The organism is Pseudomonas promysalinigenes, assembly GCF_014269025.2.
GTDB lineage: Bacteria > Pseudomonadota > Gammaproteobacteria > Pseudomonadales > Pseudomonadaceae > Aquipseudomonas > Aquipseudomonas promysalinigenes.
Genome location: NZ_CP077094.1, coordinates 4,816,063 through 4,839,270, shown reverse-complemented (window position 1 = coordinate 4,839,270; position 23,208 = coordinate 4,816,063). Strand labels below are relative to the sequence as shown.

General features: G+C 61.3%; 22 protein-coding genes. 17 read left to right on the top strand and 5 right to left on the bottom strand.

What is annotated here, in order from left to right:
- Positions 1–15 precede the first annotated feature (15 nt).
- From potA to HU725_RS21820, 14 genes are all read left to right on the top strand, one after another.
- Complete coding sequence (potA, locus tag HU725_RS21885; protein WP_060477157.1) at positions 16–1,158, top strand: polyamine ABC transporter ATP-binding protein; 1,143 nt, start codon at positions 16–18, stop codon at positions 1,156–1,158.
- Positions 1,155–2,075 carry an ABC transporter permease subunit gene (locus HU725_RS21880; protein ID WP_060477156.1) on the top strand — a complete coding sequence of 307 codons (921 nt, stop codon included), beginning with the start codon at positions 1,155–1,157 and terminating at the stop codon, positions 2,073–2,075. The genes potA and HU725_RS21880 overlap by 4 nt, the downstream gene beginning before the upstream one ends.
- A complete protein-coding gene (locus tag HU725_RS21875) occupies positions 2,072–2,965 on the top strand; it encodes an ABC transporter permease subunit (protein WP_186476214.1) in 894 nt (297 codons plus the stop codon). Before HU725_RS21880 ends, HU725_RS21875 begins: the two co-directional genes overlap by 4 nt.
- 232 nt (positions 2,966–3,197) lie before the next feature.
- On the top strand, positions 3,198–4,286 hold the full coding sequence (locus HU725_RS21870; RefSeq protein WP_186476215.1) for an efflux RND transporter periplasmic adaptor subunit: 1,089 nt from the start codon (positions 3,198–3,200) through the stop codon (positions 4,284–4,286).
- On the top strand, positions 4,283–5,347 hold the full coding sequence (locus tag HU725_RS21865) for an efflux RND transporter periplasmic adaptor subunit (RefSeq protein WP_186476216.1): 1,065 nt from the start codon (positions 4,283–4,285) through the stop codon (positions 5,345–5,347). The genes HU725_RS21870 and HU725_RS21865 overlap by 4 nt, the downstream gene beginning before the upstream one ends.
- Positions 5,344–8,409: an efflux RND transporter permease subunit gene (locus HU725_RS21860; RefSeq protein WP_186476217.1), complete on the top strand. Its 3,066-nt coding sequence runs from the start codon at positions 5,344–5,346 to the stop codon at positions 8,407–8,409. Before HU725_RS21865 ends, HU725_RS21860 begins: the two co-directional genes overlap by 4 nt.
- A gap of 313 nt (positions 8,410–8,722) precedes the next feature.
- Positions 8,723–8,905: a sulfur starvation response protein OscA gene (gene oscA, locus HU725_RS21855; RefSeq protein ID WP_060477151.1), complete on the top strand. Its 183-nt coding sequence runs from the start codon at positions 8,723–8,725 to the stop codon at positions 8,903–8,905.
- A 50-nt stretch (positions 8,906–8,955) separates the two neighbouring features.
- Positions 8,956–9,963, top strand: a complete 1,008-nt coding sequence (locus HU725_RS21850; RefSeq protein WP_186476218.1) for a sulfate ABC transporter substrate-binding protein — start codon at positions 8,956–8,958, stop codon at positions 9,961–9,963.
- A 100-nt stretch (positions 9,964–10,063) separates the two neighbouring features.
- On the top strand, positions 10,064–10,882 hold the full coding sequence (cysT, locus tag HU725_RS21845; protein WP_186476219.1) for a sulfate ABC transporter permease subunit CysT: 819 nt from the start codon (positions 10,064–10,066) through the stop codon (positions 10,880–10,882).
- A 10-nt stretch (positions 10,883–10,892) separates the two neighbouring features.
- Positions 10,893–11,765: a sulfate ABC transporter permease subunit CysW gene (gene cysW / locus HU725_RS21840; RefSeq protein WP_186476220.1), complete on the top strand. Its 873-nt coding sequence runs from the start codon at positions 10,893–10,895 to the stop codon at positions 11,763–11,765.
- Positions 11,766–11,768: 3 nt separating this feature from the next.
- Complete coding sequence (locus HU725_RS21835; protein WP_186476221.1) at positions 11,769–12,758, top strand: sulfate/molybdate ABC transporter ATP-binding protein; 990 nt, start codon at positions 11,769–11,771, stop codon at positions 12,756–12,758.
- A gap of 186 nt (positions 12,759–12,944) precedes the next feature.
- Positions 12,945–13,526 (top strand): alpha/beta hydrolase, encoded by a 582-nt coding sequence (locus tag HU725_RS21830; RefSeq protein ID WP_186476222.1) that lies wholly within the window; start codon positions 12,945–12,947, stop codon positions 13,524–13,526.
- Positions 13,527–13,590: 64 nt separating this feature from the next.
- The gene (locus tag HU725_RS21825) at positions 13,591–14,421 is read left to right on the top strand and encodes a sigma 54-interacting transcriptional regulator (protein ID WP_186476223.1); all 831 of its coding nucleotides are present in this window, start codon (positions 13,591–13,593) and stop codon (positions 14,419–14,421) included.
- 174 nt (positions 14,422–14,595) lie between these two features.
- Complete coding sequence (locus HU725_RS21820; RefSeq protein ID WP_186476224.1) at positions 14,596–15,381, top strand: MetQ/NlpA family ABC transporter substrate-binding protein; 786 nt, start codon at positions 14,596–14,598, stop codon at positions 15,379–15,381.
- 99 nt (positions 15,382–15,480) lie between these two features.
- Here HU725_RS21820 and HU725_RS21815 read toward each other — a convergent pair whose 3' ends face one another.
- Positions 15,481–16,299, bottom strand: coding sequence for an alpha/beta fold hydrolase (locus HU725_RS21815; protein WP_186476225.1), 819 nt, complete (start codon positions 16,297–16,299; stop codon positions 15,481–15,483).
- 71 nt (positions 16,300–16,370) lie between these two features.
- A complete protein-coding gene (locus HU725_RS21810; RefSeq protein ID WP_186476226.1) occupies positions 16,371–18,737 on the bottom strand; it encodes a penicillin acylase family protein in 2,367 nt (788 codons plus the stop codon).
- Positions 18,738–18,824: 87 nt separating this feature from the next.
- Between HU725_RS21810 and HU725_RS21805 the strand changes: the two genes are divergently transcribed.
- A complete protein-coding gene (locus HU725_RS21805; RefSeq protein ID WP_186476227.1) occupies positions 18,825–19,391 on the top strand; it encodes a sugar O-acetyltransferase in 567 nt (188 codons plus the stop codon).
- On the opposite strand, the gene HU725_RS21800 is transcribed toward HU725_RS21805, so the two are convergent.
- Entirely contained in the window at positions 19,370–19,930 is a 561-nt protein-coding gene (locus HU725_RS21800) for a DUF6436 domain-containing protein (RefSeq protein WP_437180338.1), read from the bottom strand. The two genes, HU725_RS21805 and HU725_RS21800, sit on opposite strands and share 22 nt — an antisense overlap.
- Positions 19,931–20,221: 291 nt before the next feature.
- Between HU725_RS21800 and bipL the strand changes: the two genes are divergently transcribed.
- Positions 20,222–21,148, top strand: a complete 927-nt coding sequence (gene bipL / locus HU725_RS21795; RefSeq protein ID WP_186476229.1) for a phospholipase BipL — start codon at positions 20,222–20,224, stop codon at positions 21,146–21,148.
- Here bipL and HU725_RS21790 read toward each other — a convergent pair whose 3' ends face one another.
- A complete protein-coding gene (locus HU725_RS21790) occupies positions 21,149–21,901 on the bottom strand; it encodes a DUF2059 domain-containing protein (protein ID WP_186476230.1) in 753 nt (250 codons plus the stop codon). It lies immediately after the preceding gene.
- A gap of 113 nt (positions 21,902–22,014) precedes the next feature.
- On the opposite strand from HU725_RS21790, the gene HU725_RS21785 reads away from it, so the two are divergent.
- Positions 22,015–22,647 carry a 2OG-Fe(II) oxygenase gene (locus HU725_RS21785; RefSeq protein ID WP_186476457.1) on the top strand — a complete coding sequence of 211 codons (633 nt, stop codon included), beginning with the start codon at positions 22,015–22,017 and terminating at the stop codon, positions 22,645–22,647.
- Between the two features lie 30 nt (positions 22,648–22,677).
- Here the strand turns inward: HU725_RS21785 and HU725_RS21780 are convergent, their stop codons facing one another.
- Complete coding sequence (locus HU725_RS21780) at positions 22,678–23,193, bottom strand: transporter substrate-binding domain-containing protein (RefSeq protein WP_186476231.1); 516 nt, start codon at positions 23,191–23,193, stop codon at positions 22,678–22,680.
- Between the last annotated feature and the right edge of the window lie 15 nt (positions 23,194–23,208).

The following is a 23,208-nucleotide window of genomic DNA, read 5'->3' as shown; positions in this document are numbered from 1 at the left end:
TTGGGAGTTTCACTCATGGCAGTTGCCTCCGGTGCCTATAAAAAAGCCCTCGAGGGTGGCCAGCAACCCAAGCAGGTGCTGGTCAAGATCGACCGGGTTACAAAAAAATTCGACGAAACCGTCGCCGTGGACGATGTGTCCCTGGAAATCCGCAAAGGCGAGATCTTCGCCCTGCTAGGTGGCTCCGGCTCCGGCAAATCGACCTTGCTGCGTATGCTGGCTGGCTTCGAGCGCCCGACAGAAGGGCGGATCTTCCTCGATGGCGTCGACATCACCGACATGCCGCCGTACGAGCGGCCAATCAACATGATGTTCCAGTCCTACGCGCTGTTCCCGCACATGACCGTTGCGCAGAACATCGCCTTCGGCCTGCAGCAGGACAAAATGCCCAAGGCCGAGATCGACGCCCGCGTGGCCGAGATGCTCAAGCTGGTGCACATGACTCAGTACGCCAAGCGCAAGCCACACCAGCTTTCCGGTGGCCAGCGTCAGCGGGTGGCGCTGGCTCGCTCCCTGGCCAAACGCCCCAAGCTGCTGCTGCTCGATGAGCCAATGGGTGCGCTGGACAAGAAACTGCGGTCGCAGATGCAACTGGAACTGGTGGAAATCATCGAGCGCGTGGGCGTGACCTGCGTGATGGTGACCCACGACCAGGAAGAGGCCATGACCATGGCCCAGCGCATCGCCATCATGCATCTAGGCTGGATCGCCCAGATCGGCTCGCCAGTGGACATCTACGAGACCCCTACCAGCCGCCTGGTGTGCGAATTCATCGGTAACGTCAACCTGTTCGAGGGTGATGTGGTCGACGACGCCGAGGGCTACGCGATCATTGCCAGCCCTGAGCTGGAGCGCAAGATCTACGTGGGCCACGGCATCACCACCTCGGTGGAAGACAAGCACATCACCTACGCATTGCGCCCGGAGAAACTCCTGGTCACCACCACCCAGCCAGACTTCGAGCACAACTGGTCGCGCGGCAAGGTGCATGACATCGCCTACCTGGGCGGCCACTCGGTGTTCTATGTTGAGTTGCCCAGCGGCAAGATCGTCCAGACCTTCGTCGCCAATGCCGAACGCCAGGGCGCCCGGCCGACCTGGGGCGATGAAGTGTTCGTGTGGTGGGAAGACGACAGCGGCGTGGTACTGCGGTCATGAAAATTCGCAAGCTCAAGCGAGCCTTCCAACGCCTGACCCCGGAGGGGCGGCACGTGGTGATCGGGATTCCGTTCATCTGGCTGTTCCTGTTCTTCATGCTGCCGTTCTTCATCGTGCTGAAGATCAGCTTCGCTGAAGCCGACGTAGCGATCCCGCCGTATACCGAGATCTATACCTACGTCGAAGACAAGATCCAGTTGGTACTCAACCTGGCCAACTACGGCCTGTTGACCGAGGATGAACTGTACATCTCGGCCTACCTGGGTTCGTTGAAGATGGCCTTCTTCAGCACCCTGCTGTGCCTGCTGATCGGCTACCCGATGGCCTATGCCATCGCCAATGCCAAGAAGGAAACCCAGACGGTTCTGCTGCTGCTGATCATGATGCCGACCTGGACCGCGATCCTGATCCGCGTCTATGCCTGGATGGGCATCCTCAGCAACAACGGCCTGCTCAATGGCTTCTTGCTGTGGACTGGGTTGATCGATCAGCCGTTACAGATCCTCAACACCAACCTGGCGGTGTATATCGGCGTGGTCTATTCGTACCTGCCGTTTATGATTCTGCCGCTGTTCGCCAACCTGGTGAAGCACGATCAAAGCTTGCTCGAAGCGGCTTCGGACCTGGGGTCGAGCACTTTCAACAGCTTCTGGAAGATCACCGTGCCGCTGTCGAAGAACGGCATCATCGCCGGCTGCATGCTGGTGTTCATCCCGGTAGTAGGCGAGTTCGTCATCCCTGAACTGCTCGGCGGCCCGGAAACCTTGATGATCGGTAAAGTGCTGTGGCAGGAATTCTTCAATAACCGTGACTGGCCGGTGGCCTCTGCCTTGGCGGTGGTGATGCTGGCGATCCTGATCGTGCCGATCCTGCTGTTCAACCGCAGCCAGGCTAAAGAAATGGAGGGCAGAGCATGAAGCGCTTCAGTTTCTCCAGCGTGATGCTGGTGCTTGGCTTGCTGTTCATTTACCTGCCGATGCTGATCCTGGTGATCTATTCGTTCAACGCTTCCAAGCTGGTGACGGTGTGGGGCGGCTGGTCGGTGAAGTGGTACGTCGGCCTGCTCGACAATACCCAGTTGATGGGTTCGGTCATGCGCTCGCTGGAAATCGCCTGCTACACGGCGGTGGCGGCAGTGGCGCTGGGCACTCTGGCGGCCTTCGTGCTGACCCGGGTCACCCGCTTCAAGGGGCGCACCCTGTTCGGTGGTTTGGTCACCGCGCCGCTGGTGATGCCAGAGGTGATTACCGGTCTGTCGCTGTTGCTGCTGTTCGTGGCCATGGCGCAGATGATCGGCTGGCCGCAGGAGCGTGGCATCGTCACCATCTGGATCGCACACACCACGTTCTGTGCAGCCTATGTGGCGGTGGTGGTGTCGGCACGTCTGCGTGAGCTGGACCTGTCGATCGAAGAGGCGGCCATGGACTTGGGTGCCAAGCCGTGGAAGGTGTTCTTCCTGATCACCATCCCGATGATCGCGCCGTCGTTGGCGGCGGGCGGCATGATGTCGTTCGCGCTGTCGCTGGACGACCTGGTTCTGGCCAGCTTCGTGTCAGGCCCGGGTTCGACGACCTTGCCGATGGAAGTGTTCTCGGCCGTGCGCCTGGGCGTGAAGCCCGAGATCAACGCCGTAGCCAGCTTGATTCTGCTGTCGGTGTCCATCGTGACCTTCTTCGTCTGGTTCTTCAGCCGCCGTGCCGAAGAGCGTCGCCGCAAGGCGATTCAGCAGGCAATTGAAGAGGGGGCTGCAGCAAACGCTTCGCAGCCTCAGCTCAAGCGCTCGAACCAGGTGGCTGCATCAGCCTGACCCCGCCTATTCGCCAGTGAACCCGCTGCCACAAGGCTTGCGCATGCTCTGAGATGCGCCAACCTGTGGGGGCGGGTTCACCCGCGTATGCCCCCGCCACGATCGAATTGCCTGCCTCGAAATCAGCACCTGATAAGCGTGTAACGGTTTGCCGCCTGCGATGTTTTTCGAACCCTGGACTACGCTGACAGTCGCATCCCTCGAATCATTTGCGCGCAAGCAAGGAGCCTGCATGAAGTTCATGCGTCCATTGTCGGTCGTTTTTCTGGGGCTGCTGTTTTTGCTCACCGGCTGTAGTAAAGAAGAAGTGCCTCAAACGCACCCACGGGTGGGCGTGCAGCAGGTATCGCCAACCGATTTCGCGGCCAGGGTGACCCTCACTGGGGATGTTCAAGCACGGGTGCAGACCGACTTGTCGTTCCGCGTCGGTGGCAAGATCATCTCCCGAAGCGTGGATGTCGGCGACCACGTCAAAGCCAGGCAGGTATTGGCACGGCTTGACCCCAAAGACCTGCAGAACAATGTCGACTCGGCCAAGGCCGAGGTCTTTGCTGCCCAGGCGCGGGTCACCCAGACCAGTGCCGCGTTCGTGCGCCAGCAGAAGTTGCTGCCCAAAGGCTACACCAGCAAAAGCGAATACGATTCCGCCGAAGCTGCCCTGCGCAGTAACCAAAGTGCGCTCAAGGCCGCTCAGGCGCAGTTGGCCAATGCCAACGAGCAACTGAGCTACACCGCCCTGGTGTCCGAGGCCGATGGCGTGATCACCGCGCGCCAGGCCGAGGTCGGCCAGGTGGTACAGGCGACCATGCCGATCTTCAGCCTGGCTCGGGATGGCGAGCGCGATGCAGTCTTCAACGTGTATGAATCCTTGTTGGTCGCGCCACCGAGCGATACCGGCGTCACCGTTAGCCTGCTGGACGACCCCAAGATCCAGGCTCAAGGGTTCGTGCGCGAGATAACCCCTACAGTGTCGGCGCAAAGTGGCACGGTGCAGGTCAAGGTGGCGCTGAAGAACGTACCACCCGGTATGCAACTGGGCGCACCGGTCACCGCCAGTACCCATGCGGTCGGCAGGCCGAGCATCGAGCTGCCATGGTCGGCGTTGACCAAGGCGCTGCATGCCCCGGCGGTTTGGGTGGTTGGCGAGGATGACAAGGTCGAACTGCGTAAGGTCGAGGTCGGCCGCTACCTGACCGGCAAGGTCGTCATCGCCAGTGGCCTGAAGGCTGGGGAAACGGTCGTGGTCAACGGAACCCAGCTGCTACACCCCGGCATGCAGGTGGAGAAAGTCGATGCCACAGCTCCCGGAGGTGCACGATGAAGCGTCTGCTGATGGTATCGGCCGCCATGCTGCTTGCTGCCTGCGGTAGTGAGGAGCAAGCGCCCGAGCCGATCCGCCCGGTGCTGTCGGTCAAGGTGCAGCCACAGGTGCAGGCGCAATTGGGGCGCTTCGCCGGGGTGATCGAGGCGCGCTTCGAGAGCACCTTGGGCTTCCGGGTTGGTGGGCGCATCGCGCGGCGCTGGCTGGATGTGGGCGCCCAGGTCAAAGCCGGCGACACTTTGGCGACCCTTGACCCTACCGACCAGCAAAACCAACTGCGTGCCGCCGAGGGCGACTTGGCCAGGGTGCAGGCGCAGTGGATCAACGCCCAGGCCGATGCCCGCCGTCAGCAGCAGCTCTATGATCGCGGTGTGGGGGCCCAGGCGCAGTTGGATATCGCCCAGACCAACCTCAAGACCACCGGCGCTGCCCTGGAGCAGGCCCGCTCGGCTAAGCGCCAGGCCCAGGACCAGCTCGGCTACAGCACCCTGCGCAGCGACCACGATGCAGTGATCACTGCTTGGCAGGCCGAGGCCGGGCAGACCGTTACCGCTGGCCAGGCCGTGGTGACGCTGGCGCGGCCTGATGTGAAAGAGGCGGTGATCGACCTGCCGATCGGGGTGGCCGAGCAACTTAACCAGAACCTCACCTTCACCGTCGCCTCGCAACTCGATCCTGACATCAACACTACCGCAACCTTGCGTGAGCTGGAGCCCCAGGCAGACCCGACCACCCGTACCCGCCGCGCCCGCCTGACCCTGGCCAGCACCCCGCCGGCGTTCCATCTGGGCACCGCGATCAGCGTCACTCTGAGCTCGCCGGTATCGGCGCGCAGCGAGCTACCACTGAGCGCCCTGCTCGAACGCGATGGCAAGACCCAGGTCTGGGTGATCGACACCCAGCAAAAAACCGTGAATACCCGGGACGTCACTTTGATCGAGCGAACCGACGACAGTATCGTGCTGGCCTCGGGCGTGCAGCCCGGCGAATACGTGGTGACTGCCGGCGTCAACAGCCTCAAGCCTGGCCAGAAGGTCATCTTCGACGAGGATGCGCAATGAAAGGAAGCTTCAACCTGTCCGACTGGGCGCTCAAGCATCAATCCTTCGTCTGGTACCTGATGTTCGTCAGCCTGCTGATGGGTATTTTTTCGTACTTCAATCTTGGCCGTGAGGAAGACCCGTCGTTCACCATCAAGACCATGGTGATCCAGACCCGCTGGCCTGGTGCGACTCAGGCCGAAACCTTGTACCAAGTCACCGACCGCATCGAGAAGAAGCTCGAAGACCTCGATTCGCTCGACTACACCAAAAGCTACACCCGCCCAGGCGAGTCGACGGTGTATGTCTACCTGCGCGATACCACCAAGGCCGAGGACATCCCGCAAATCTGGTACCAGGTGCGCAAGAAGATCCAGGACATTCGCGGGGACTTCCCCTCAGGCATCCAGGGCCCGGGTTTCAATGACGAATTCGGCGATGTATTCGGCTCTGTCTATGCGTTCACCGCCGATGGCCTCACCCTGCGTCAACTGCGCGATTACGTGGAGCAGGCCCGCGCCGAAGTGCGCGACGTGCCCAATATCGGCAAGATCGAAATGATCGGCACTCAGGATGAAGTGCTGTACCTGAATTTCTCGACCCGCAAGTTGGCCGCGCTGGGTATCGACCAGCGTCAGGTCATGCAGGCTTTGCAAGCGCAGAACGCCGTAACCCCGGCTGGGGTGATCGAGGCTGGCCCGGAACGTATCTCTGTGCGCACCACCGGGCAATTCGCTTCGGAAAAAGACCTGCAGACTGTCAACCTGAAGATCAATGACCGCTTCTACCGCCTGGCCGATATCGCCAACATCCAGCGCGGTTACGTCGACCCGCCGTCACCGATGTTCCGTTACAACGGTCAGACCGCCATTGGCCTTGCCATCGGCATGAAGGCCGGTGGCAACGTGCAGGTGTTCGGTGATGCGCTGAAACACCGGATGGACCAGGTGATAGAAGATCTGCCGATTGGCGTGGGCGTGCATACCGTCTCGGACCAGTCCGTCGTGGTCGAAAAGGCAGTTGGTGGCTTCACCAGTGCGCTGTTCGAAGCCGTGGTGATCGTGCTGGCGGTGAGCTTCATCAGCCTGGGGATGCGCGCGGGCCTGGTAGTGGCATGCTCGATTCCACTGGTGCTGGCGATGGTGTTCGTGTTCATGGAATACAGCGGCATCACCATGCAGCGAATTTCACTGGGGGCTTTGATCATCGCTCTGGGTTTGCTGGTCGATGACGCGATGATCACGGTCGAGGTGATGGTCACACGGCTGGAGATGGGCGAAAGCCGGGAGCAGGCCGCCACCTTCGCCTATACCTCCACGGCATTTCCCATGCTCACGGGCACCCTGGTTACGGTGGCCGGCTTCGTGCCCATTGGCTTGAACGGCAGCTCTGCCGGTGAATACACCTTCACCCTGTTCGCCGTTATCGCGGTGGCGCTGCTGGTGTCGTGGGTGGTGGCGGTGTTCTTCGCCCCGGTGTTGGGTGTGCATATCCTCAGCAGCCGCAAGGTCAAAGGCCATTCGAACGAGCCAGGCCGGGTTGGCCGGGCATTCGAGCATGGCCTGCTATGGTGCATGCGCCATCGCTGGCTGACCATCATCGGCACGGTGGTGTTGTTCGCCCTGGCGGTCTTTTGTATGCGCTTCGTGCAGAACCAGTTCTTCCCGTCATCTGACCGGCCGGAAATCCTCGTCGACCTGAACCTGCCGCAGAATGCTTCGATCGAGGAAACCCGCAAAGTGGTGGATCGTTTCGAGGCGCGGATCAAGGATGACCCTGACTTGGTGCACTGGAGCACTTACATCGGCCAGGGTGCGATCCGTTTCTACCTGCCCCTGGACCAGCAGCTGCAGAACCCGTACTACGCGCAGTTGGTGATCGTCAGCAAGAGCCTTGAAGCGCGCGAGGCTTTGATGCCGCGCCTTAGGAAGATACTGCGGGAAGACTTCGTCGGTGTCGGTGTCAACGTACAGTCGCTGGAGATGGGCCCGCCCGTAGGGCGGCCGATCCAGTACCGGGTCAGTGGCGGCGATATCGATCAGGTGCGCAAACACGCCATCGACCTGGCGACCTTGTTGGATCAGAACAAGTACATCGGCGAGATGATGTTCGACTGGAACGAGCCCGGCAAGGTGCTGCGGGTGGAGATCGCCCAGGACAAGGCCCGCCAGCTGGGGTTGTCGTCCGAGGATGTGGCCAAAGTGATGAACAGCATCGTCAGCGGTGTGCCGATCACCCAGGTCAACGACAACATCTACCTGATCGATGTGGTCGCCCGCGCCGAAGACGGTGAGCGCGGCTCGCCCGATACCCTGCAGAACCTGCAGATCCTCACCCCCAACGGCACCTCGATCCCACTGTTGTCTTTCGCTACCGTGCGCTACGAGCTCGAACAGCCACTGGTGTGGCGCCGCGATCGCAAGCCAACCATCACCATCAAGGCATCGGTCAACGGTGACATTCAGCCGACTGACCTGGTGGCTCAGCTCAAGCCGAAGATCGATGAGTTCGCCAGCAAATTACCTGTGGGCTTCGAAGTGGCTACGGGCGGTACGGTGGAGGAGAGCGCCAAGGCTCAGGGGCCGATCAGCAAAGTCATACCGCTGATGCTGTTCCTAATGGCGACTTTCCTGATGATCCAACTGCACAGCGTGCAGAAGTTGCTGTTGGTGATCAGTGTGGCGCCGCTGGGCTTGATCGGCGTGGTGCTGGCGCTGGTGCCGACTGGCACGCCCCTGGGGTTTGTGGCAATCCTCGGTATTCTTGCCCTGGCTGGCATCATCATCCGAAACTCGGTGATCCTGGTGACCCAGATCGACGAGTTCCACGCCCAGGGCCTGACGCCGTGGGATGCCGTGGTCGAAGCCACCAATCATCGGCGAAGGCCGATTCTGCTGACGGCGGCAGCAGCGAGCCTGGGCATGATACCGATTGCCCGCGAGGTGTTCTGGGGGCCGATGGCCTACGCCATGATCGGTGGGATCATCGTCGCCACCTTGCTCACGCTGCTGTTCCTGCCAGCGCTGTATGTGGCTTGGTACAAGATCCGCGAGCCACAGGGCAAGGAACAAGGCCGACCCTGATCTTTCATCCAGGCCGGGCCTGGCCGTGAATGCGAGGGTGAAACTACCCGCGCATTCGCGGCAAACCGGCTCTTGCGGGCCTGCGCGGGTTTTCAGATCAGCCCCAGCCTGTGGCGGGCCGCGAACGGGTCTGCACAGCTCAACAAGACAATCCCTTCCCCGAAGCCGCATTTTCTTTTAATTTTTTTCGGTTATATAAAAATTCTTAAACAGTATTTTTAAGAATATCCGCACATCACTACTATGGCCCTCAAGCCAGGCAATCATTTCCCCTTCAAACCCTGCCAGGCATCTCACTCCAAGGAGAACGAGCATGAGTGCATCGCTGCGCAGCATCGACGGTCAGGATGAAGCCACCATTTTGCGGGAAATCCAGAGCGCGCTGCGCGACCTGCGGTTTGGAGCGGTAGAGATCACCGTGCACAACGCTCAGGTCGTGCAGATCGAGCGCAAGGAAAAATTCCGCCTGCAACAGCCCGGTCACAAACCCAGCTGAGTCGCGCCACCCCCTTCAAAACTAGAAAAATGCCAATCGGGAGCTTCACCATGTCCATCCGCCGTTATGCCCTGGCTGCGCTTGCCAGTGCGGTATTTGCCGGTTCCGCCATCGCCAAGGACTACGAACTGCTCAACGTGTCCTACGACCCGACCCGCGAGCTGTATCAGCAGTACAACGCCGAATTCATCAAGCACTGGCAAGAGGCCCATCCGGGCGACAAGGTGAAGATTCAGCAGTCCCACGGCGGCTCGGGCAAGCAGGGCCGCGCTGTGATCGACGGCCTGCGCGCCGACGTGGTGACCCTGGCGCTAGCCGGTGATATCGACGAAATCGCCAAGCTGGGCAAGACCCTCCCCGAGGACTGGCAGAAGCGCCTGCCGGATGCCAGCACTCCGTACACCTCGACCATCGTCTTCCTGGTGCGCAAGGGCAACCCCAAAGGCATCAAGGATTGGGGCGACCTGATCAAACAGGATGTCTCGGTTATCACCCCCAACCCGAAAACGTCCGGCGGCGCTCGCTGGAACTTCCTGGCCGCCTGGGCCTACGGCCTGAAAACCGGCGGCAGCGAAGACAAGGCCAAGGCTTACGTTCAGGAGCTGTTCAAACACGTACCGGTGCTCGATACCGGTGCCCGTGGCTCGACCATTACCTTCGTCAACAACGGCCAGGGCGATGTACTGCTGGCGTGGGAGAACGAAGCCTTCCTGGCGCTGAAAGAGGACGGCGGCGCCGATAAATTCGAAATCGTGGTGCCATCGCTGTCGATCCTGGCTGAGCCGCCGGTCGCGGTGGTGGACAAGAATGTCGAGAAGAAAGGCAATACCGAAATTGCCACCGAATACCTCAAGCACTTGTACAGCCCGGCAGGCCAGAAGATCGCCGCCGAGAACTTCTACCGCCCGCGAGACGAAAAAGTGGCGGCTGAATTCGGCAAACAGTTCCCGAAACTGGACCTGGTAACCATCGACAAGGACTTCGGTGGCTGGAAGACTGCGCAACCAAAATTCTTCAATGATGGTGGTGTGTTCGACCAGATCTATCAGGCACAGTAACGCCAAGGAACCCACGGGGCGGCCATGCAGCCCCGGCATCTAGACGCCTGCACTGGCCCGGGAGCGCTCCCGGGCCTCGTGCGTTCAACCAGGGATATTTATGTCACGTCGCATTTCCCCCGTCATACCCGGCTTCGGGCTGACGCTGGGTTACACCTTGGTGTATCTCAGCCTGATCGTGCTGATACCGCTGGCGGCCATGTTCATCCATGCCTCGCAGCTGACCTTCGCGCAGTTCTGGACCATCGTCAGTGCCCCACGGGTGATCGCCGCACTGCAACTGAGCTTCGGCACCGCGCTGTTTGCCGCCATCATCAACGGCGTGATCGGTACCCTGCTGGCTTGGGTGCTGGTGCGTTACACCTTCCCCGGACGCAAGATCATCGACGCGATGATCGACCTGCCGTTCGCCTTACCCACCGCCGTTGCCGGGATCGCGTTGACTGCGCTGTACGCACCAAATGGCTGGGTTGGCCAGTTCGCTACCGACCTGGGCTTCAAGATCGCCTACACCCCGCTGGGGATCACTTTGGCGCTGACCTTCGTCACCTTGCCATTCGTGGTGCGCACGGTGCAGCCGGTGCTTGCGGACATCCCGCGCGAGGTCGAGGAGGCGGCCGCCTGCCTGGGCGCCAAGCCTGTGCAGGTGTTCCGCCACATTCTGGCGCCAGCGCTGCTGCCTGCCTGGCTCACCGGCTTTGCCCTGGCCTTTGCCCGGGGCGTTGGCGAGTACGGGTCGGTGATTTTCATCGCTGGCAACATGCCGATGAAGACCGAGATTCTGCCGTTGCTGATCATGGTCAAGCTCGACCAGTACGACTACACCGGCGCCACTGCCATCGGCGTGCTGATGCTGGTGGTTTCCTTCATCCTGCTGCTGCTGATCAACCTGCTGCAGCGTCGCATCGAAACCCCTTGAAGGAGGCCGCATGTCCAGTTCAACCCTGAATGCAAGTGCTGCCGCCAACGCCGCCCGGCGAGGCAGCGCCACGTCGCGGCGCATCCTGATCGGCCTTGGCTGGCTGGTGTTTGTGCTGTTTCTGCTGCTGCCGCTGGTGATTGTGGTGTCGCAGGCGCTGAAAAACGGTTTTGGCACCTTTTTCGAAGCGATCTTCGAACCCGATGCCTTGTCAGCATTGAAGCTGACCTTGCTCGCCGTGGTCATCTCGGTGCCGCTCAACCTGGTGTTCGGTGTCAGCGCCGCCTGGTGCGTCAGCAAATACAACTTCCGTGGCAAGAGCGTGCTGGTGACCCTGATCGACCTGCCGTTTTCGGTCTCGCCGGTCATCGCGGGCCTGGTGTACGTGCTGATGTTCGGCGCGCAGGGGCTGTTCGGCCCCTGGTTGCAGGACCACGACATCCAGATCGTGTTTGCCTTGCCGGGTATCGTCCTGGCGACCATTTTCGTCACCGTGCCATTCGTGGCCCGTGAGCTGATCCCGCTGATGCAGGAGCAGGGCACTCAAGAAGAGGAGGCTGCACGTCTACTCGGTGCCAATGGCTGGCAGATGTTCTGGCACGTAACCTTGCCGAACATCAAATGGGGCCTGATCTACGGCGTGGTGCTGTGTACCGCGCGGGCGATGGGCGAGTTCGGCGCGGTGTCTGTGGTGTCGGGCCACATCCGTGGCGTGACCAACACCTTGCCGTTGCACGTGGAGATCCTCTACAACGAGTACAACCATGTTGCGGCCTTTAGCGTGGCCAGCCTGTTGCTGATCCTGGCGCTCTTCATCCTGCTGCTCAAGCAGTGGAGCGAGAACCGTATTAACCGCCTGCGCCACAGCGCCGCGAAGGAATGATTCATGTCGATCGAAGTTCGTAATGTCAGCAAGCGCTTCAACAGCTTCCAGGCCCTCAACGACATCAACCTGGACATCAACAGCGGTGAACTGGTAGCGCTGCTCGGCCCGTCGGGCTGCGGCAAGACCACCCTGCTGCGTATCATCGCCGGCCTGGAAACCCCGGACCAGGGCAGTATCGTGTTCCACGGCCAGGACGTATCCGGCCACGATGTGCGCGATCGTAACGTTGGCTTCGTGTTCCAGCATTATGCGTTGTTCCGCCACATGAGCGTGTTCGACAACGTCGCCTTTGGCCTGCGCATGAAGCCCAAGGGTGAGCGTCCGAGCGAGAGCAGGATCGCTGAAAAGGTCCATGAGCTTCTGAACATGGTGCAACTGGATTGGCTGTCCGATCGCTACCCAGAGCAGCTATCCGGTGGCCAGCGCCAGCGCATCGCCCTGGCCCGCGCCTTGGCAGTGGAGCCTAAGGTGCTGCTGCTCGATGAGCCCTTTGGTGCGCTCGATGCCAAGGTGCGCAAGGAGCTGCGCCGCTGGTTGGCCCGGCTGCACGAGGATATCAACCTCACCTCGGTGTTCGTGACTCACGATCAGGAAGAAGCCATGGAAGTGGCCGACCGCATCGTGGTGATGAACAAGGGTGTCATCGAGCAGATCGGCTCGCCGGGGGAGGTGTATGAGCAGCCGGCCAACGATTTCGTGTACCACTTCCTGGGTGATTCGAACCGTCTGGCCTTGAGCGAGGGGCAGCATGTGTTGTTCCGCCCGCACGAAGTGTCGCTCTCGCGCCATGAAACCGAGGGGCACCACGCGGCCGAAGTGCGTGACATCCGCCCGCTAGGGGCGACCACGCGGGTGACCTTGAAGGTAGAAGGGCAGAGCGAGCTGATCGAAGCCGAGGTGGTCAAGGACCACGACAGCCTGACTGGGTTGGCGCGCGGGGAGACACTGTTCTTCCGACCGAAGGTCTGGCAGAAGGTGACAGACATCTGAGTGTCGTCAGTGAATGAACAGCCCGGGCCCAGTCCCGGGCTTTTTTACGACTGCAAGGTGGCCGCGAACGGAATGATCACTATTAAGCAAACTTTTAGTTATTGATAAATATCTTCTTATTCCTTTACGCATATAACTAGTTCCCTATACTGATCTTCAAACACGCAAACTAGTTGGAGGCGTCCCATGCGCAATGAGCTGATTCGTTACCTGATTGTGCCGGGCTGGCAAGGATCGCCAGACAACCATTGGCAGAGCCACTGGCAGCGCACGCTGCCCAACAGCGCCCGAGTCGAGCAGCATGACTGGCTCACACCCCAGCGCAGCGACTGGGTAAAAGCGTTGGAGCAGGCAATAGCCGCCGAACCCACACCCGTGATCCTTATCGCCCACAGCCTGGGCTGCATCGCTGTCGCCCATTGGGCCGCACAGGCTAACCCGGCATTGCTGCGTCAGGTCCGTGGGGCGTTGCTTGTGGCGCCGGCGGATGTCGAGCGGCCTACCTGCGCGGAGGCTTTGCGCAACTTTGCGCCGATCCCGTTGCAGGCGCTGCCGTTCCCCAGCCAGGTCGTCAGCTCCGACAACGACCCGGCAGTCAGCGTAACCCGGGCCCTGTACCTCGCCCAGGCCTGGGGCGCCGACGCGGGCCTGTTGAGCAATGCCGGGCATATCAATGTCAAGTCCGGCCACCAACGCTGGGAACAGGGCTTCGCCTATTTGTACCGCTTGCAAAGCCGAGTCGAGCAGCGCGCGCTGCGCCGCGCCTGATCGACCACGTACGTTCACCCTTGCCTGACGCCCAGCCACCGACGGTATGGGGCGGGAGTTTGTCATGACCATTCAAAACCCATTCGGCCAGCCCCTGCTGACCTTTCCGGAGCTGGACAAGAGCCCGCTGAGCATACGTGCCAAGGCGCTGGTGTTCATCGACCCACGCTCGCAACTGTTGCGTGAGGCGCTGGAGCGGCTTGCGCCACTGCCTGTGCCAGTGCTGATCCGTGGCGAGACCGGTACCGGCAAGGAGCTGCTGGCTCGGCAAATTCACCGCGCCAGTGATCGGCCTGGGTTGTTCGTGTCGGTCAACTGCGCGGCCATAAGCCCGACCTATGCCGACGCGGAGCTGTTCGGCTATAGCGCAGGCAGTCAGGGCGGCACCGCCAGTAGCCGCGCTGGCTGGTTCGGTTCGGCCAATGGCGGCACTTTGTATCTGGACGAGATCGCCGACCTGCCATTGGCCATCCAGGGCAAGTTGCTAGCGGCCCTGGAAAACCGCGAGGTCACCCGTGTTGGCGCACAGCAGCCCCAGCCTGTGGATGTGCGTCTGGTAGCGGCCAGCAGCATCGACCTGGCGCGGGTGGTGAAGGCCGGCCGCTTCAATGAACGGCTGTACCAGTATCTGAACGAAGGCGCGCTTCTATTGCCGCCGCTGCGCGAACGCCCGGGGGATATCCTGCCCTTGGCCGAGTATTTCGTGGGCATCTACAGCGTTCGCCTGCAGCGGCCTCTGGCGTTGATCAGCGAAGCGGCGCAGCAGGTATTGGAGGCGCATGCCTGGCCTGGTAATACCCGCGAGCTGGAGAACGTGATCCATTTTGCGCTGCTGGTGAACGACGGGGATGAACTGTTGCCTCAAGACCTCGATATGCCGGGGCCCGCAGCTTAGATGGGCTAATAGCGAAGTCAGTGGTGGCATTTTGCTTTTGGAATAAGCGGCGAATTAAAAGATATTGTTAAGGTATAAAAAATCTCGGTATCGTCCGACTCACGCCCACCGCTTAAACGGTTGGGCCCCCGACTTCGCCATCCTCAGTGGCTCAGATCCATAACAAGGAACACCATGAAAAAGACCCTGCTGACCACGGCCCTGGCCGCTACCCTGTCGTTCGCTGGCCTGGCATCGGCTGCCGAGAAATTGGTGGTTGCTGCCACGCCTGTACCCCACGCCGAGATCCTCGAGCTGATCAAGCCGACCTTGGCCAAGGAAGGTGTGGACCTGCAGATCAAGGTGTTCACCGACTATGTGCAGCCCAACGTCCAGGTTGATCAAAAACGCCTGGACGCCAACTACTTCCAGACCCTGCCATACCTACAGAACTTCAACGAAGGCAAGGGTACTCACCTGGTGACCGTGGTCGGCGTGCATGTCGAGCCGTTCGGTGGTTACTCGAAGAAGGTCAAGAGCCTGGACGAGCTCAAGGAAGGCGCCACCGTTGCCATCCCTAACGAGGGCAGCAACAGCGGCCGCGCCTTGCTGCTGCTGCAGAAAGCCGGCCTGCTGACCCTGAAAGACCCGAAGAACGCTCTGGCAACCCCGAAAGACATTGCCGAGAACCCGAAGAAGCTTAAATTCCGCGAGCTCGAGTCGGCCATGCTACCTCGCGTGCTGGATCAGGTTGACCTGGACATGATCAATACCAACTACGCCCTGGAAGCCGGCCTGAATCCTGCCAAGGATGCGCTGGTGATCGAGGGTAGCGACTCGCCATACGTGAACTTCCTGGTGGCCCGCCCAGACAACAAAGACAGCGACGCGATTCAGAAGCTAGCCAAGGCCCTGACCAGCCCTGAGGTGAAGGAATTCATTGCCAAGAAGTATCAGGGTGCGGTGTTGCCTGCGTTCTGATTCGTTCTTGAGATGTAAAAACGCCGATGCTTTTGCGTCGGCGTTTTTGTGTGTGGCTGGCGAGCTGGGGCAGCTGCCCCGTTCCGCACAGGGATGAGCTCAAGCCTTGCGCGGTAGCCAGTTCAACAGGAAATCATTGACCACCTTGGGGTTCTCCAGGCTGGAGATATGCCCCGCAAACGGAATCTGGGCCGCCAGGCAGCCAATGATCCGCGCCATTTCATTGGACTCTTCAGGCGGCCGAGGAATGTCCTGATCGCCACAGAGCACGATGGCCCGCTCACCGGCAATCGCGCATAGCTGCGGCAACAGGTCCGGCCTGCCAAATATCACTCGCCCCATTGGGTCCAGGCTATGCCGAATGGATTCGGCTGTGCTTGCTTTGAGGTCGGCGCGAAACTGGTCGCGAATCTCCGGCACCGTCTGCCCACCGGCATGGAAGAAGATTGGCACGATGATATCCAGCAGCTCATCGCTGAAGTGGCCTGCCGCGCTCGCTGCATCCAGCAGGGCGAAGTACTTCTGCCGGGTCGCTTCTGGTTCGGCGCCGAGGTAGGTGTCCATCAACACCAGGCGGTCGACCCGCTCGGGGTGCTCGATGGCCAGTTGCGCACCCCACATGCCGCCGACTGACAGGCCGACCAAGTGGCATTGCGGGATGTTCAGCGCGTCCAGCAGTGCCAGGTGCTGACGGGTCAGGGCGCTCATGTCGGTGGTGGTGCACGGTGGGGCATCGGAGTCGCCATGGCCCCAGAGTTCAGGGACGATGACACGAAAGTGCTGTGACAGGGCATCGATTTGTGGCTGCCACATGGCCGCCGACCACAGATAGCTATGGCCAAGCAGTACCGGAAAGCCTTGCCCCTGGTCTACGTAGCTCATGCGGGCGCCGTCGATTTCGATGAAGTGTTTTTGCATGAATGGACCTCGGCTGATAAGCGGTTGCAGGTTAATGAGGGTGCGCTGCGTGGCGCAGTTGCGGCTGTTGTTCATCCGCCAGGTACAAGCCTGAGCGTGCTCTGCGCCGGAATCACACCCATCTGTGCTCGCTGGTAGTTGCCTTCGACATACCCTTGGGCCTGATCCGAAAAATGTTGGTCGAACGGCACGCCACTCTGCCCGACCGGGTTGCTGGTCAGTGACTGCCCGGCATCGGCAAAGTCGATCAGGCGCCGGGTCGATGGCCCATAGGTCACCGGCCATGGCGCCGGGCCGATCTTCGCCGAGAGGTTGTTCGGCACCTCATGGGTACCGGGCGCGGCGAACGGCCCGACGTTGAACAGTAGGTTCAGCGGCTTTTTGGCCCCAAGAGGGTGGTTGTGGGTCAGGGTATGGGCTTTGCCCCACTGCCAGCTGGCCGGGTCGCTACCCATGGTGCCGCGCAGGTGTTTCAGGCTTTGCTGCCAAGCTGTGCGCACGACGGCGGTACGGTCGGTACGCTGGTTGCCACCGCGGGTATTCCACCACGGTGAGTCGGCATCCGCCGCCAGGCGTGGCAGGGCGGCGTCGATGGTGCGGGTGCTGATCAGTATCGGAAACCAGGTATCGCCCAACTCGTCATGCAGGGCTGCGAACGCCAGCTCGTAGAGGAACTGGTTGAACAGCGTGGCGCTGGTGGAATCCAGCGGGTAGTCGCCGCGCCAGGCTGCAAGCTGCTCGACCAGTTCCTTCTCCTCGTCGCCCTTAGCGACCTCGCGCAGAGTTGCCAACAGTGGCGCCAAGGTACGCGAACCGTAATCGCTGGCCGTATCAAGCTGCAGCGCCTGGCTATTGTGCGTGTCCCATTTCACTTGCGGGTTGGCCAGCTGGCGATCGAGCTGGCGGCCGCGGTCGGCGAGGTTGTAGTAGCCGGGTATCGGCACCAGGGAAGGTGGCTGGTAGTTGGCCGAGACGATATAGCCGCTGGCCGGGTTCTCCTGTTGCGGGTTGACGCTGAATGGATAGAAACCGAGTTTGTCGGCCTGGCCGCTGGCACCGTCGAGAATGAACGCCGGGTTCACCCCATCTGGGCGAATCGGCAGTTTCGCCGCCGCCCACCAGCCAATGTCGCCACTTGCGTTGGCCCAGACCAAATTCAGCCCTGGCGCCTGCACCTTGGCAGCGGCTTCGCGCATCTTGCCCAAGGTGTCGGCGCGGTTGAGCTGATAGAACCCTTCCAGGATTGGGTTCTCGGTTTCGAGAAACGCCCACCACATGGCAATCGGCCGAGACCCGGCTGCGCTGCCGATGACTTCATTGACGATTGGGCCGTGGCTTGAGCGGCGCAGGTTGATGGTTACCGGTTGCTCACCTTTGACCGCAATCTGCTGCTCGGTCTGTTCCAGTGTCTGCCACTGGCCGTCGATTTTTACTTGGTCGGGGTTGGCGGGGTTGGTCTGTTCCGCGATCAGGTCGACGTCATCGTTCTGGAACATGGTCAGGCTCCAGCCGAAATCACGGTTGTGCCCCAACATCGCGAACGGGTTCAGCGCCTGGAAGTAGCCATACAGGTTGAAGCCAGGTGCCGAGAGCTCGGCTTCGTACCAGACGGCAGGTACGGCGAAACTGATGTGCGGGTCACCGGCCAGCAAGGGTTTGCCGCTGCGGGTGCGGCTACCGGAAACAGCCCAGGCATTGCTGCCTTCGAACTGCGGGATACCGGCGTCGATCAGCGCTTGGTGGCTGGCAAGTGCCACGCTTTCGAGGCTTTGCCAGTCGGCAGCGGCTAGCGGCGTACCGAGCGCGCCCTGCGGTTGCCAGTCGAGGTCGAAAATTTTCAGGTATTGCGGGCCAAGCTGGTCGCGGATGTAGGTCAGTGCAGGTTCGGTGCGAAAGGCCGCCGCAAAACTGTAAGCCAGATAGCCGGCGATGCTCAGGGTGTCTTGGGCTGTAAACGGCCGTGGCGTGATGCCGATCAGATCGAACTCCATCGGCTTGGGGTGGCTGGCCTGCCAGGCGTTGACGCCCTCTAGATAGGCCTGCAGGGCTTGCCAGGCGGGCGATTGATGGTCCTGGCGCTGAGCCATCAACGCGGCCTGTTCACGGATGCGCAGGCTGCGAAACAGAGTGTCGGTGGGCAGCAGCTTGCTACCGAATATTTCGGCCAGTTCCCCACGGGCCAGGCGGCGCATGATCTCCATTTGGAACAAGCGATCCTGGGCATGCACGTAGCCCAGGGCGCGGTACAGGTCCGCTTCGTTCTGGGCTTGCAGGTGGGGCACGCCACGGGCGTCATAGCGCACGCTGACCGGCGCCTGCAGCCCAGCCATGGCCACCTCGCCCGAACGCTGTGGCAGCTTGCCGTGCACATACCAGTAACCGGCGCCAGCGGCCACGGATACAACGGCCACGGCCAACAGGATCAGGCTGCGCTTCATCGGGACTCCTTGTGCATTCGAGCGGAAACTGTGGTCCGATCATCGACGGATTCGCGAACAGAGCATAGCCCCCTGAAAGGAGTTTCCATGTCCCTCAGCGAAAAACAGAAAATGCTCACAGGCCAGCTCTATCACGCTGGCTGCCCCGAGCTGCAGGCCGAACAGATCGCCAGCAAGCACTGGATGCACCGTTACAACAACAGCGTCGAGCTGCTCAACGAAGCGCGCAACGACCTGCTGGCCGAGCATCTAGGCCACGTTGGCGAGGGCACGGTGATCCGCCCGCCGTTCTACTGCGACTACGGCTACAACATCAGTATCGGCCGCAATACGTTCATGAACTTCAACTGCGTGATCCTTGATGTGGTGCCAGTGCGCATTGGTGATGACTGCCAGATCGGCCCCAACGTGCAGATCTACGCGGCTGACCATCCGCTTGACCCCGAGGTCCGGCGTAGTGGGCTGGAAAGCGGGCGACCGGTGACCATTGGCAACAATGTGTGGATCGGCGGTGCAGCGATCGTGCTACCGGGGGTGACCATTGGCGACAACGCCATCGTGGGCGCCGGCAGTGTGGTGACCCGTGATGTCCCAGCGGGGGCGACCGTCGTGGGTAACCCGGCGCGGGTGTGTCAGCCGGTCCAGGGGCAGTAGCAGCCTACGGCCAGCGTATTCGAGGCGTTGACCTTACGCCCGGCCAGCAGTGCTTTGAGGATCGGCTCGATGAAACTGTTACTGGCATTGCACACCGCGCCTTCGCTGTAGGGGCCGAAGTAGGCAAGGTTGCCCTGACGGTCCCAGATGGCCACGGCAGGGGAGGCGGGCAGGTGTTCGCTGCCGGGCAGGTTGTCGAGGGTTTGCAGGCTGGCGAGGTTGGCGGGCAGCAGGCCTTGGCTGCCGGGCTTTTGCACAACGTAGAATGCCACGCCCTGGTCGGCGAACTGGGCAATCAGATCGCCAAGGTGCTGCTGGTTGCCCACGTTGCAGGGGCAGGCCGGGTCCCAGAAGTGCACGACGCGGATCGCCCCGGGGCCGGCTAACCCGGCAGGTAGGCGTAGCTGGCTGCCGTCGAACAGCTTGGTCTGATTGTCGAACGGGCGCAGGTAGCGGGACTGGAAGGTGATGTAGGCCTGCCAGAGAACAAGGGCGCAGAGCATCAGTGCGAGCGCCGCCAGGATCTTTTTGGTGTTCATAGGCTTCATGAGTTTCCTGCGGCCTTTTATACGAGCGGCTTTAGCCGCGAAGAATGCGTTGCGGTGTGGCGCACCGGCTTCGCCTGTAACCCGCTTCTACAGGCGCTGCACATGCCATGAGATGAGCGCAAACCTATGGAGCGGCTCAAGCCTTGAAGAGGCCAGCGCAGACAGAGGATGCTGTCACTCCGACAGGCTGATCTCGGTGCCTTCGAGGTGAGCAAGCTTGCCACGGAGTCGGCCAGAGCTGAATATCGCAGATCAATACTCGATCCGCCTTGGATGTACCTGATGCCTGCTTCCTTTCACCCCGATCCCCTGCGTGCCAGCCTTGCGCCGTTGGCCACGCGTCAGGCGTTGTCCAACCAGGCGCAGGACTATCAACGCTTCTATGGCTTGAACCTGCCGGTGCAGAGCTGGCTGGGCGGTTTTCAGGCGGCAGGGTTCGAGTTGGTTGGGCAAGTCTGGCTGCCTGAAAAGCCAAAAGCGACGCTGTTCCTACTGCACGGCTATTACGACCACATGGGCCTCTATCGGCATGTCATCGAGTGGGCACTGGCGCTTGGGTACGCGGTAATCAGCTGCGACTTGCCAGGCCATGGCCTGTCTAGTGGCGAGCGCGCGAGCATCGGTGATTTCGCGGTCTATCAGCGTGTGCTGGAGGCTCTGTTCGAGCAGGCGCGAAGCCTTGGGCTGCCACGCCCCTGGCATTTGTGCGGGCAGAGCACCGGTGGTGCCATAGCTGTGGATCACCTGCTGCATCAAGGTGAGCGCAGCCCGGTCGATGGCCAGGTGATCCTGCTGGCGCCACTGGTACGGCCGCGGGCATGGCGCTGGTCGAAGTTCAGTTATCGGGTGTTGCGCCACTTTGTCGATGGCATCGAGCGCCGCTTCAGTGAGAACACCAACGACCCGACGTTCCTGCCGTTTCTCGAAGCCGACCCGCTCCAGCCTCGGCGCTTGCCCACGGCGTGGGTCGGTGCATTGATCGCCTGGGTCAAACGCATCGAAGCGGCGCCGCATTGCGCGCGGCGGCCGCTGATCGTACAGGGGGAGGACGATGGTACGGTGGATTGGCCCTACAACCTTCAAGTGCTCAAGGCCAAGTTCGACGAGCCGCAGATCCTGCTGCTGCCTCAAGCCCGTCACCACTTGGCCAACGAATTGCCAGGCATCCGCCAGCGCTACTTTGACTTCATCGGGCAGCGCATGGGCTGATTACTTGAGGTCAGCGCTGTTCTGGCCAACCGCAAGGCCAGCACGCACCGCAGCTACAGCCGCCTGGTAATAGGCTTTGCCTTCCGGCGACTCGGCGAACGTGGCGAATTCTTCGAGTTCATCGTCGGACAGGTCACGGTACACATACAGCAGCGTGTTGTTCAGGTCCTGGCCGATCTGCCCCATCAGCCGCTGGCGCTGGCCGTCGAGCAGCCCTTGGGCTTGGCTTGGGCCGAACAGGCCAGGGATCATCGAACTGAGGCTGTCGGCGGCCACCCCGGCAATCGCCAGGCTGACTTCGGCACCGGCTTCACGGGCCGGCAGTGCCTGGGCCAAGTGGCCTATGACCAGCATCCGGTTGTCGCTGGCCTGCATCTTCGGCAGGCCCTCGGCGTGCTTTGCCAACTGGTCCTTGCGCGTGGCGAGCAGCTCGGCGGCAACGATCTTGCGCCCCAATGGCGACTGGAAGAACGCCAGGGCCGGTGTTGGGTTGGGCAGGGTGCTGCGCAGTTTGGCCAACGCACGGCTGTCCATCGCCTTGGCTTGGAAGCGCTGGTTGCTGTTGTTGACCAGCGCCTGATAAACCGCAGGCGGCAAGCTATTGCGATAGCGTTGCTGAGCTGCGCTCACGGCGTCGGTGAAATGGGCGCGCTGGTCAGGCCAGCCGGCGGCTTTGTACAGTTGATCAAGGCTGTCTGCCCGGACAGGCATGGTGCAGATCATCAGCAGAAGCAGGGAAAACAAACGGCGCATTCAGGACTCCTGTCGGCAGGTAGCTATTGTCCTTGGACGGGCGCCGTTTTGTCGAGCAATCCTAACGCTTCTCAGCCAAGTGGCGCTGTGCGCCGACAGAGTGAATGGATATGATGCGCGCCATGCACATCTCCCCCGAAAACCCGATGTTTGCGGCCGTCGTTGACGATCTGGCCACCCATGGCTGGTCGCAGCAGGCGCTCTTTCTGCCTGCCGACCTGGTGCGCGCGCTGGCGGCCGAATGCCGTCGCCGTGATGCCGAAGGTCAACTCAACCCGGCCGCTGTAGGGCGCGGCGATGCCCAGGAGGTGCGCGAGAGCATTCGCGGCGACCAGATCCAGTGGATCGACCCTGGCCAGGCCCCGGCTTGCGATGATTACCTGGCGGCCATGGACCAATTGCGTCAAGCCATGAACCAGGGCTTGTTTCTGGGCCTGGAGGATTTCGAATGCCACTTCGCCCTGTACCCGCCGGGGGCGTTCTATCGCCGGCACCTGGACCGCTTCCGTGACGATGACCGGCGCATGGTGTCGGCAGTGCTGTATCTGAACGAAAACTGGCAGCCAGAGAACGGTGGGCAGTTGCGCATGTTCCTGGCCGGCGGTGTCGAGCACGATGTGCAGCCTTTGGCCGGCTGCCTGGCGATTTTTCTTTCCGGCGTAGTGCCGCACGAGGTGTTGCCAGCTACGCGCGAACGCCTGTCGTTGACTGGCTGGTTCCGGCGCCGTGGCAACGACCCGTTCTGATCTATCGAGTGAATGCCTGCCGGCGGATGTTCAGTTGGCGGGCGTTGGAGCAAGGGCGGCAGGGGTCGCTTGGCCTGCCTGCATGCCCTTGAACCACTTGCGCTCAAGTTCTGCCATACGGCCGCTGTCTTTGAGGCGTTGAATGGCGTTGTTGACCGCGCTTTCGAAGGCCGGGTTATCTTTCTGGAAAGGGATCACCAGCTTCTTTTCGCCGAACGCCTGGCTTACATCGAACGGGCCATCGGCATTGGGCGCCTCGCTATAGGGGGTAAGGGCAACATCGTACTTTCCGCTTTCGACCCCCGGCAGCACTTGCTCGGCTGTGGCTTCCAGAAACTCGGCACGCAAGTCGAGTTCGCGGGCCAAGTCCTGGCCGAACTCGACTTCAAAGCCCGTCAGGCGGTCGTCTTGCTTGAAAGAATAGGGTGCGTTGTCGGCTTGCACGGCAATGCGTAGTTCGCCCCGGTCGGCAATTTCGTCTATCAGCTCGGCCTGAGCCAACGGAGTGATCAGTACTGCCAGCAGTACGCCTATGGTCGAACGCATGTCGTGCCCCTTTTT

Coding starts and splice junctions, on each gene's coding strand:
- HU725_RS21815 (WP_186476225.1), bottom strand. CDS start 16,299: ATGCAAAAACACTTCATCGAAATCGACGGCGCCCGCATGAGCTACGTA.
- potA (WP_060477157.1), top strand. CDS start 16: ATGGCAGTTGCCTCCGGTGCCTATAAAAAAGCCCTCGAGGGTGGCCAG.
- HU725_RS21870 (WP_186476215.1), top strand. CDS start 3,198: ATGAAGTTCATGCGTCCATTGTCGGTCGTTTTTCTGGGGCTGCTGTTT.
- HU725_RS21800 (WP_437180338.1), bottom strand. CDS start 19,930: ATGAACACCAAAAAGATCCTGGCGGCGCTCGCACTGATGCTCTGCGCC.
- HU725_RS21860 (WP_186476217.1), top strand. CDS start 5,344: ATGAAAGGAAGCTTCAACCTGTCCGACTGGGCGCTCAAGCATCAATCC.
- HU725_RS21850 (WP_186476218.1), top strand. CDS start 8,956: ATGTCCATCCGCCGTTATGCCCTGGCTGCGCTTGCCAGTGCGGTATTT.
- HU725_RS21785 (WP_186476457.1), top strand. CDS start 22,015: ATGCGCGCCATGCACATCTCCCCCGAAAACCCGATGTTTGCGGCCGTC.
- HU725_RS21810 (WP_186476226.1), bottom strand. CDS start 18,737: ATGAAGCGCAGCCTGATCCTGTTGGCCGTGGCCGTTGTATCCGTGGCC.
- HU725_RS21780 (WP_186476231.1), bottom strand. CDS start 23,193: ATGCGTTCGACCATAGGCGTACTGCTGGCAGTACTGATCACTCCGTTG.
- HU725_RS21865 (WP_186476216.1), top strand. CDS start 4,283: ATGAAGCGTCTGCTGATGGTATCGGCCGCCATGCTGCTTGCTGCCTGC.
- cysW (WP_186476220.1), top strand. CDS start 10,893: ATGTCCAGTTCAACCCTGAATGCAAGTGCTGCCGCCAACGCCGCCCGG.
- HU725_RS21880 (WP_060477156.1), top strand. CDS start 1,155: ATGAAAATTCGCAAGCTCAAGCGAGCCTTCCAACGCCTGACCCCGGAG.
- HU725_RS21875 (WP_186476214.1), top strand. CDS start 2,072: ATGAAGCGCTTCAGTTTCTCCAGCGTGATGCTGGTGCTTGGCTTGCTG.
- oscA (WP_060477151.1), top strand. CDS start 8,723: ATGAGTGCATCGCTGCGCAGCATCGACGGTCAGGATGAAGCCACCATT.
- HU725_RS21790 (WP_186476230.1), bottom strand. CDS start 21,901: ATGCGCCGTTTGTTTTCCCTGCTTCTGCTGATGATCTGCACCATGCCT.
- bipL (WP_186476229.1), top strand. CDS start 20,222: ATGCCTGCTTCCTTTCACCCCGATCCCCTGCGTGCCAGCCTTGCGCCG.
- HU725_RS21830 (WP_186476222.1), top strand. CDS start 12,945: ATGCGCAATGAGCTGATTCGTTACCTGATTGTGCCGGGCTGGCAAGGA.
- HU725_RS21805 (WP_186476227.1), top strand. CDS start 18,825: ATGTCCCTCAGCGAAAAACAGAAAATGCTCACAGGCCAGCTCTATCAC.
- HU725_RS21825 (WP_186476223.1), top strand. CDS start 13,591: ATGACCATTCAAAACCCATTCGGCCAGCCCCTGCTGACCTTTCCGGAG.
- cysT (WP_186476219.1), top strand. CDS start 10,064: ATGTCACGTCGCATTTCCCCCGTCATACCCGGCTTCGGGCTGACGCTG.
- HU725_RS21835 (WP_186476221.1), top strand. CDS start 11,769: ATGTCGATCGAAGTTCGTAATGTCAGCAAGCGCTTCAACAGCTTCCAG.
- HU725_RS21820 (WP_186476224.1), top strand. CDS start 14,596: ATGAAAAAGACCCTGCTGACCACGGCCCTGGCCGCTACCCTGTCGTTC.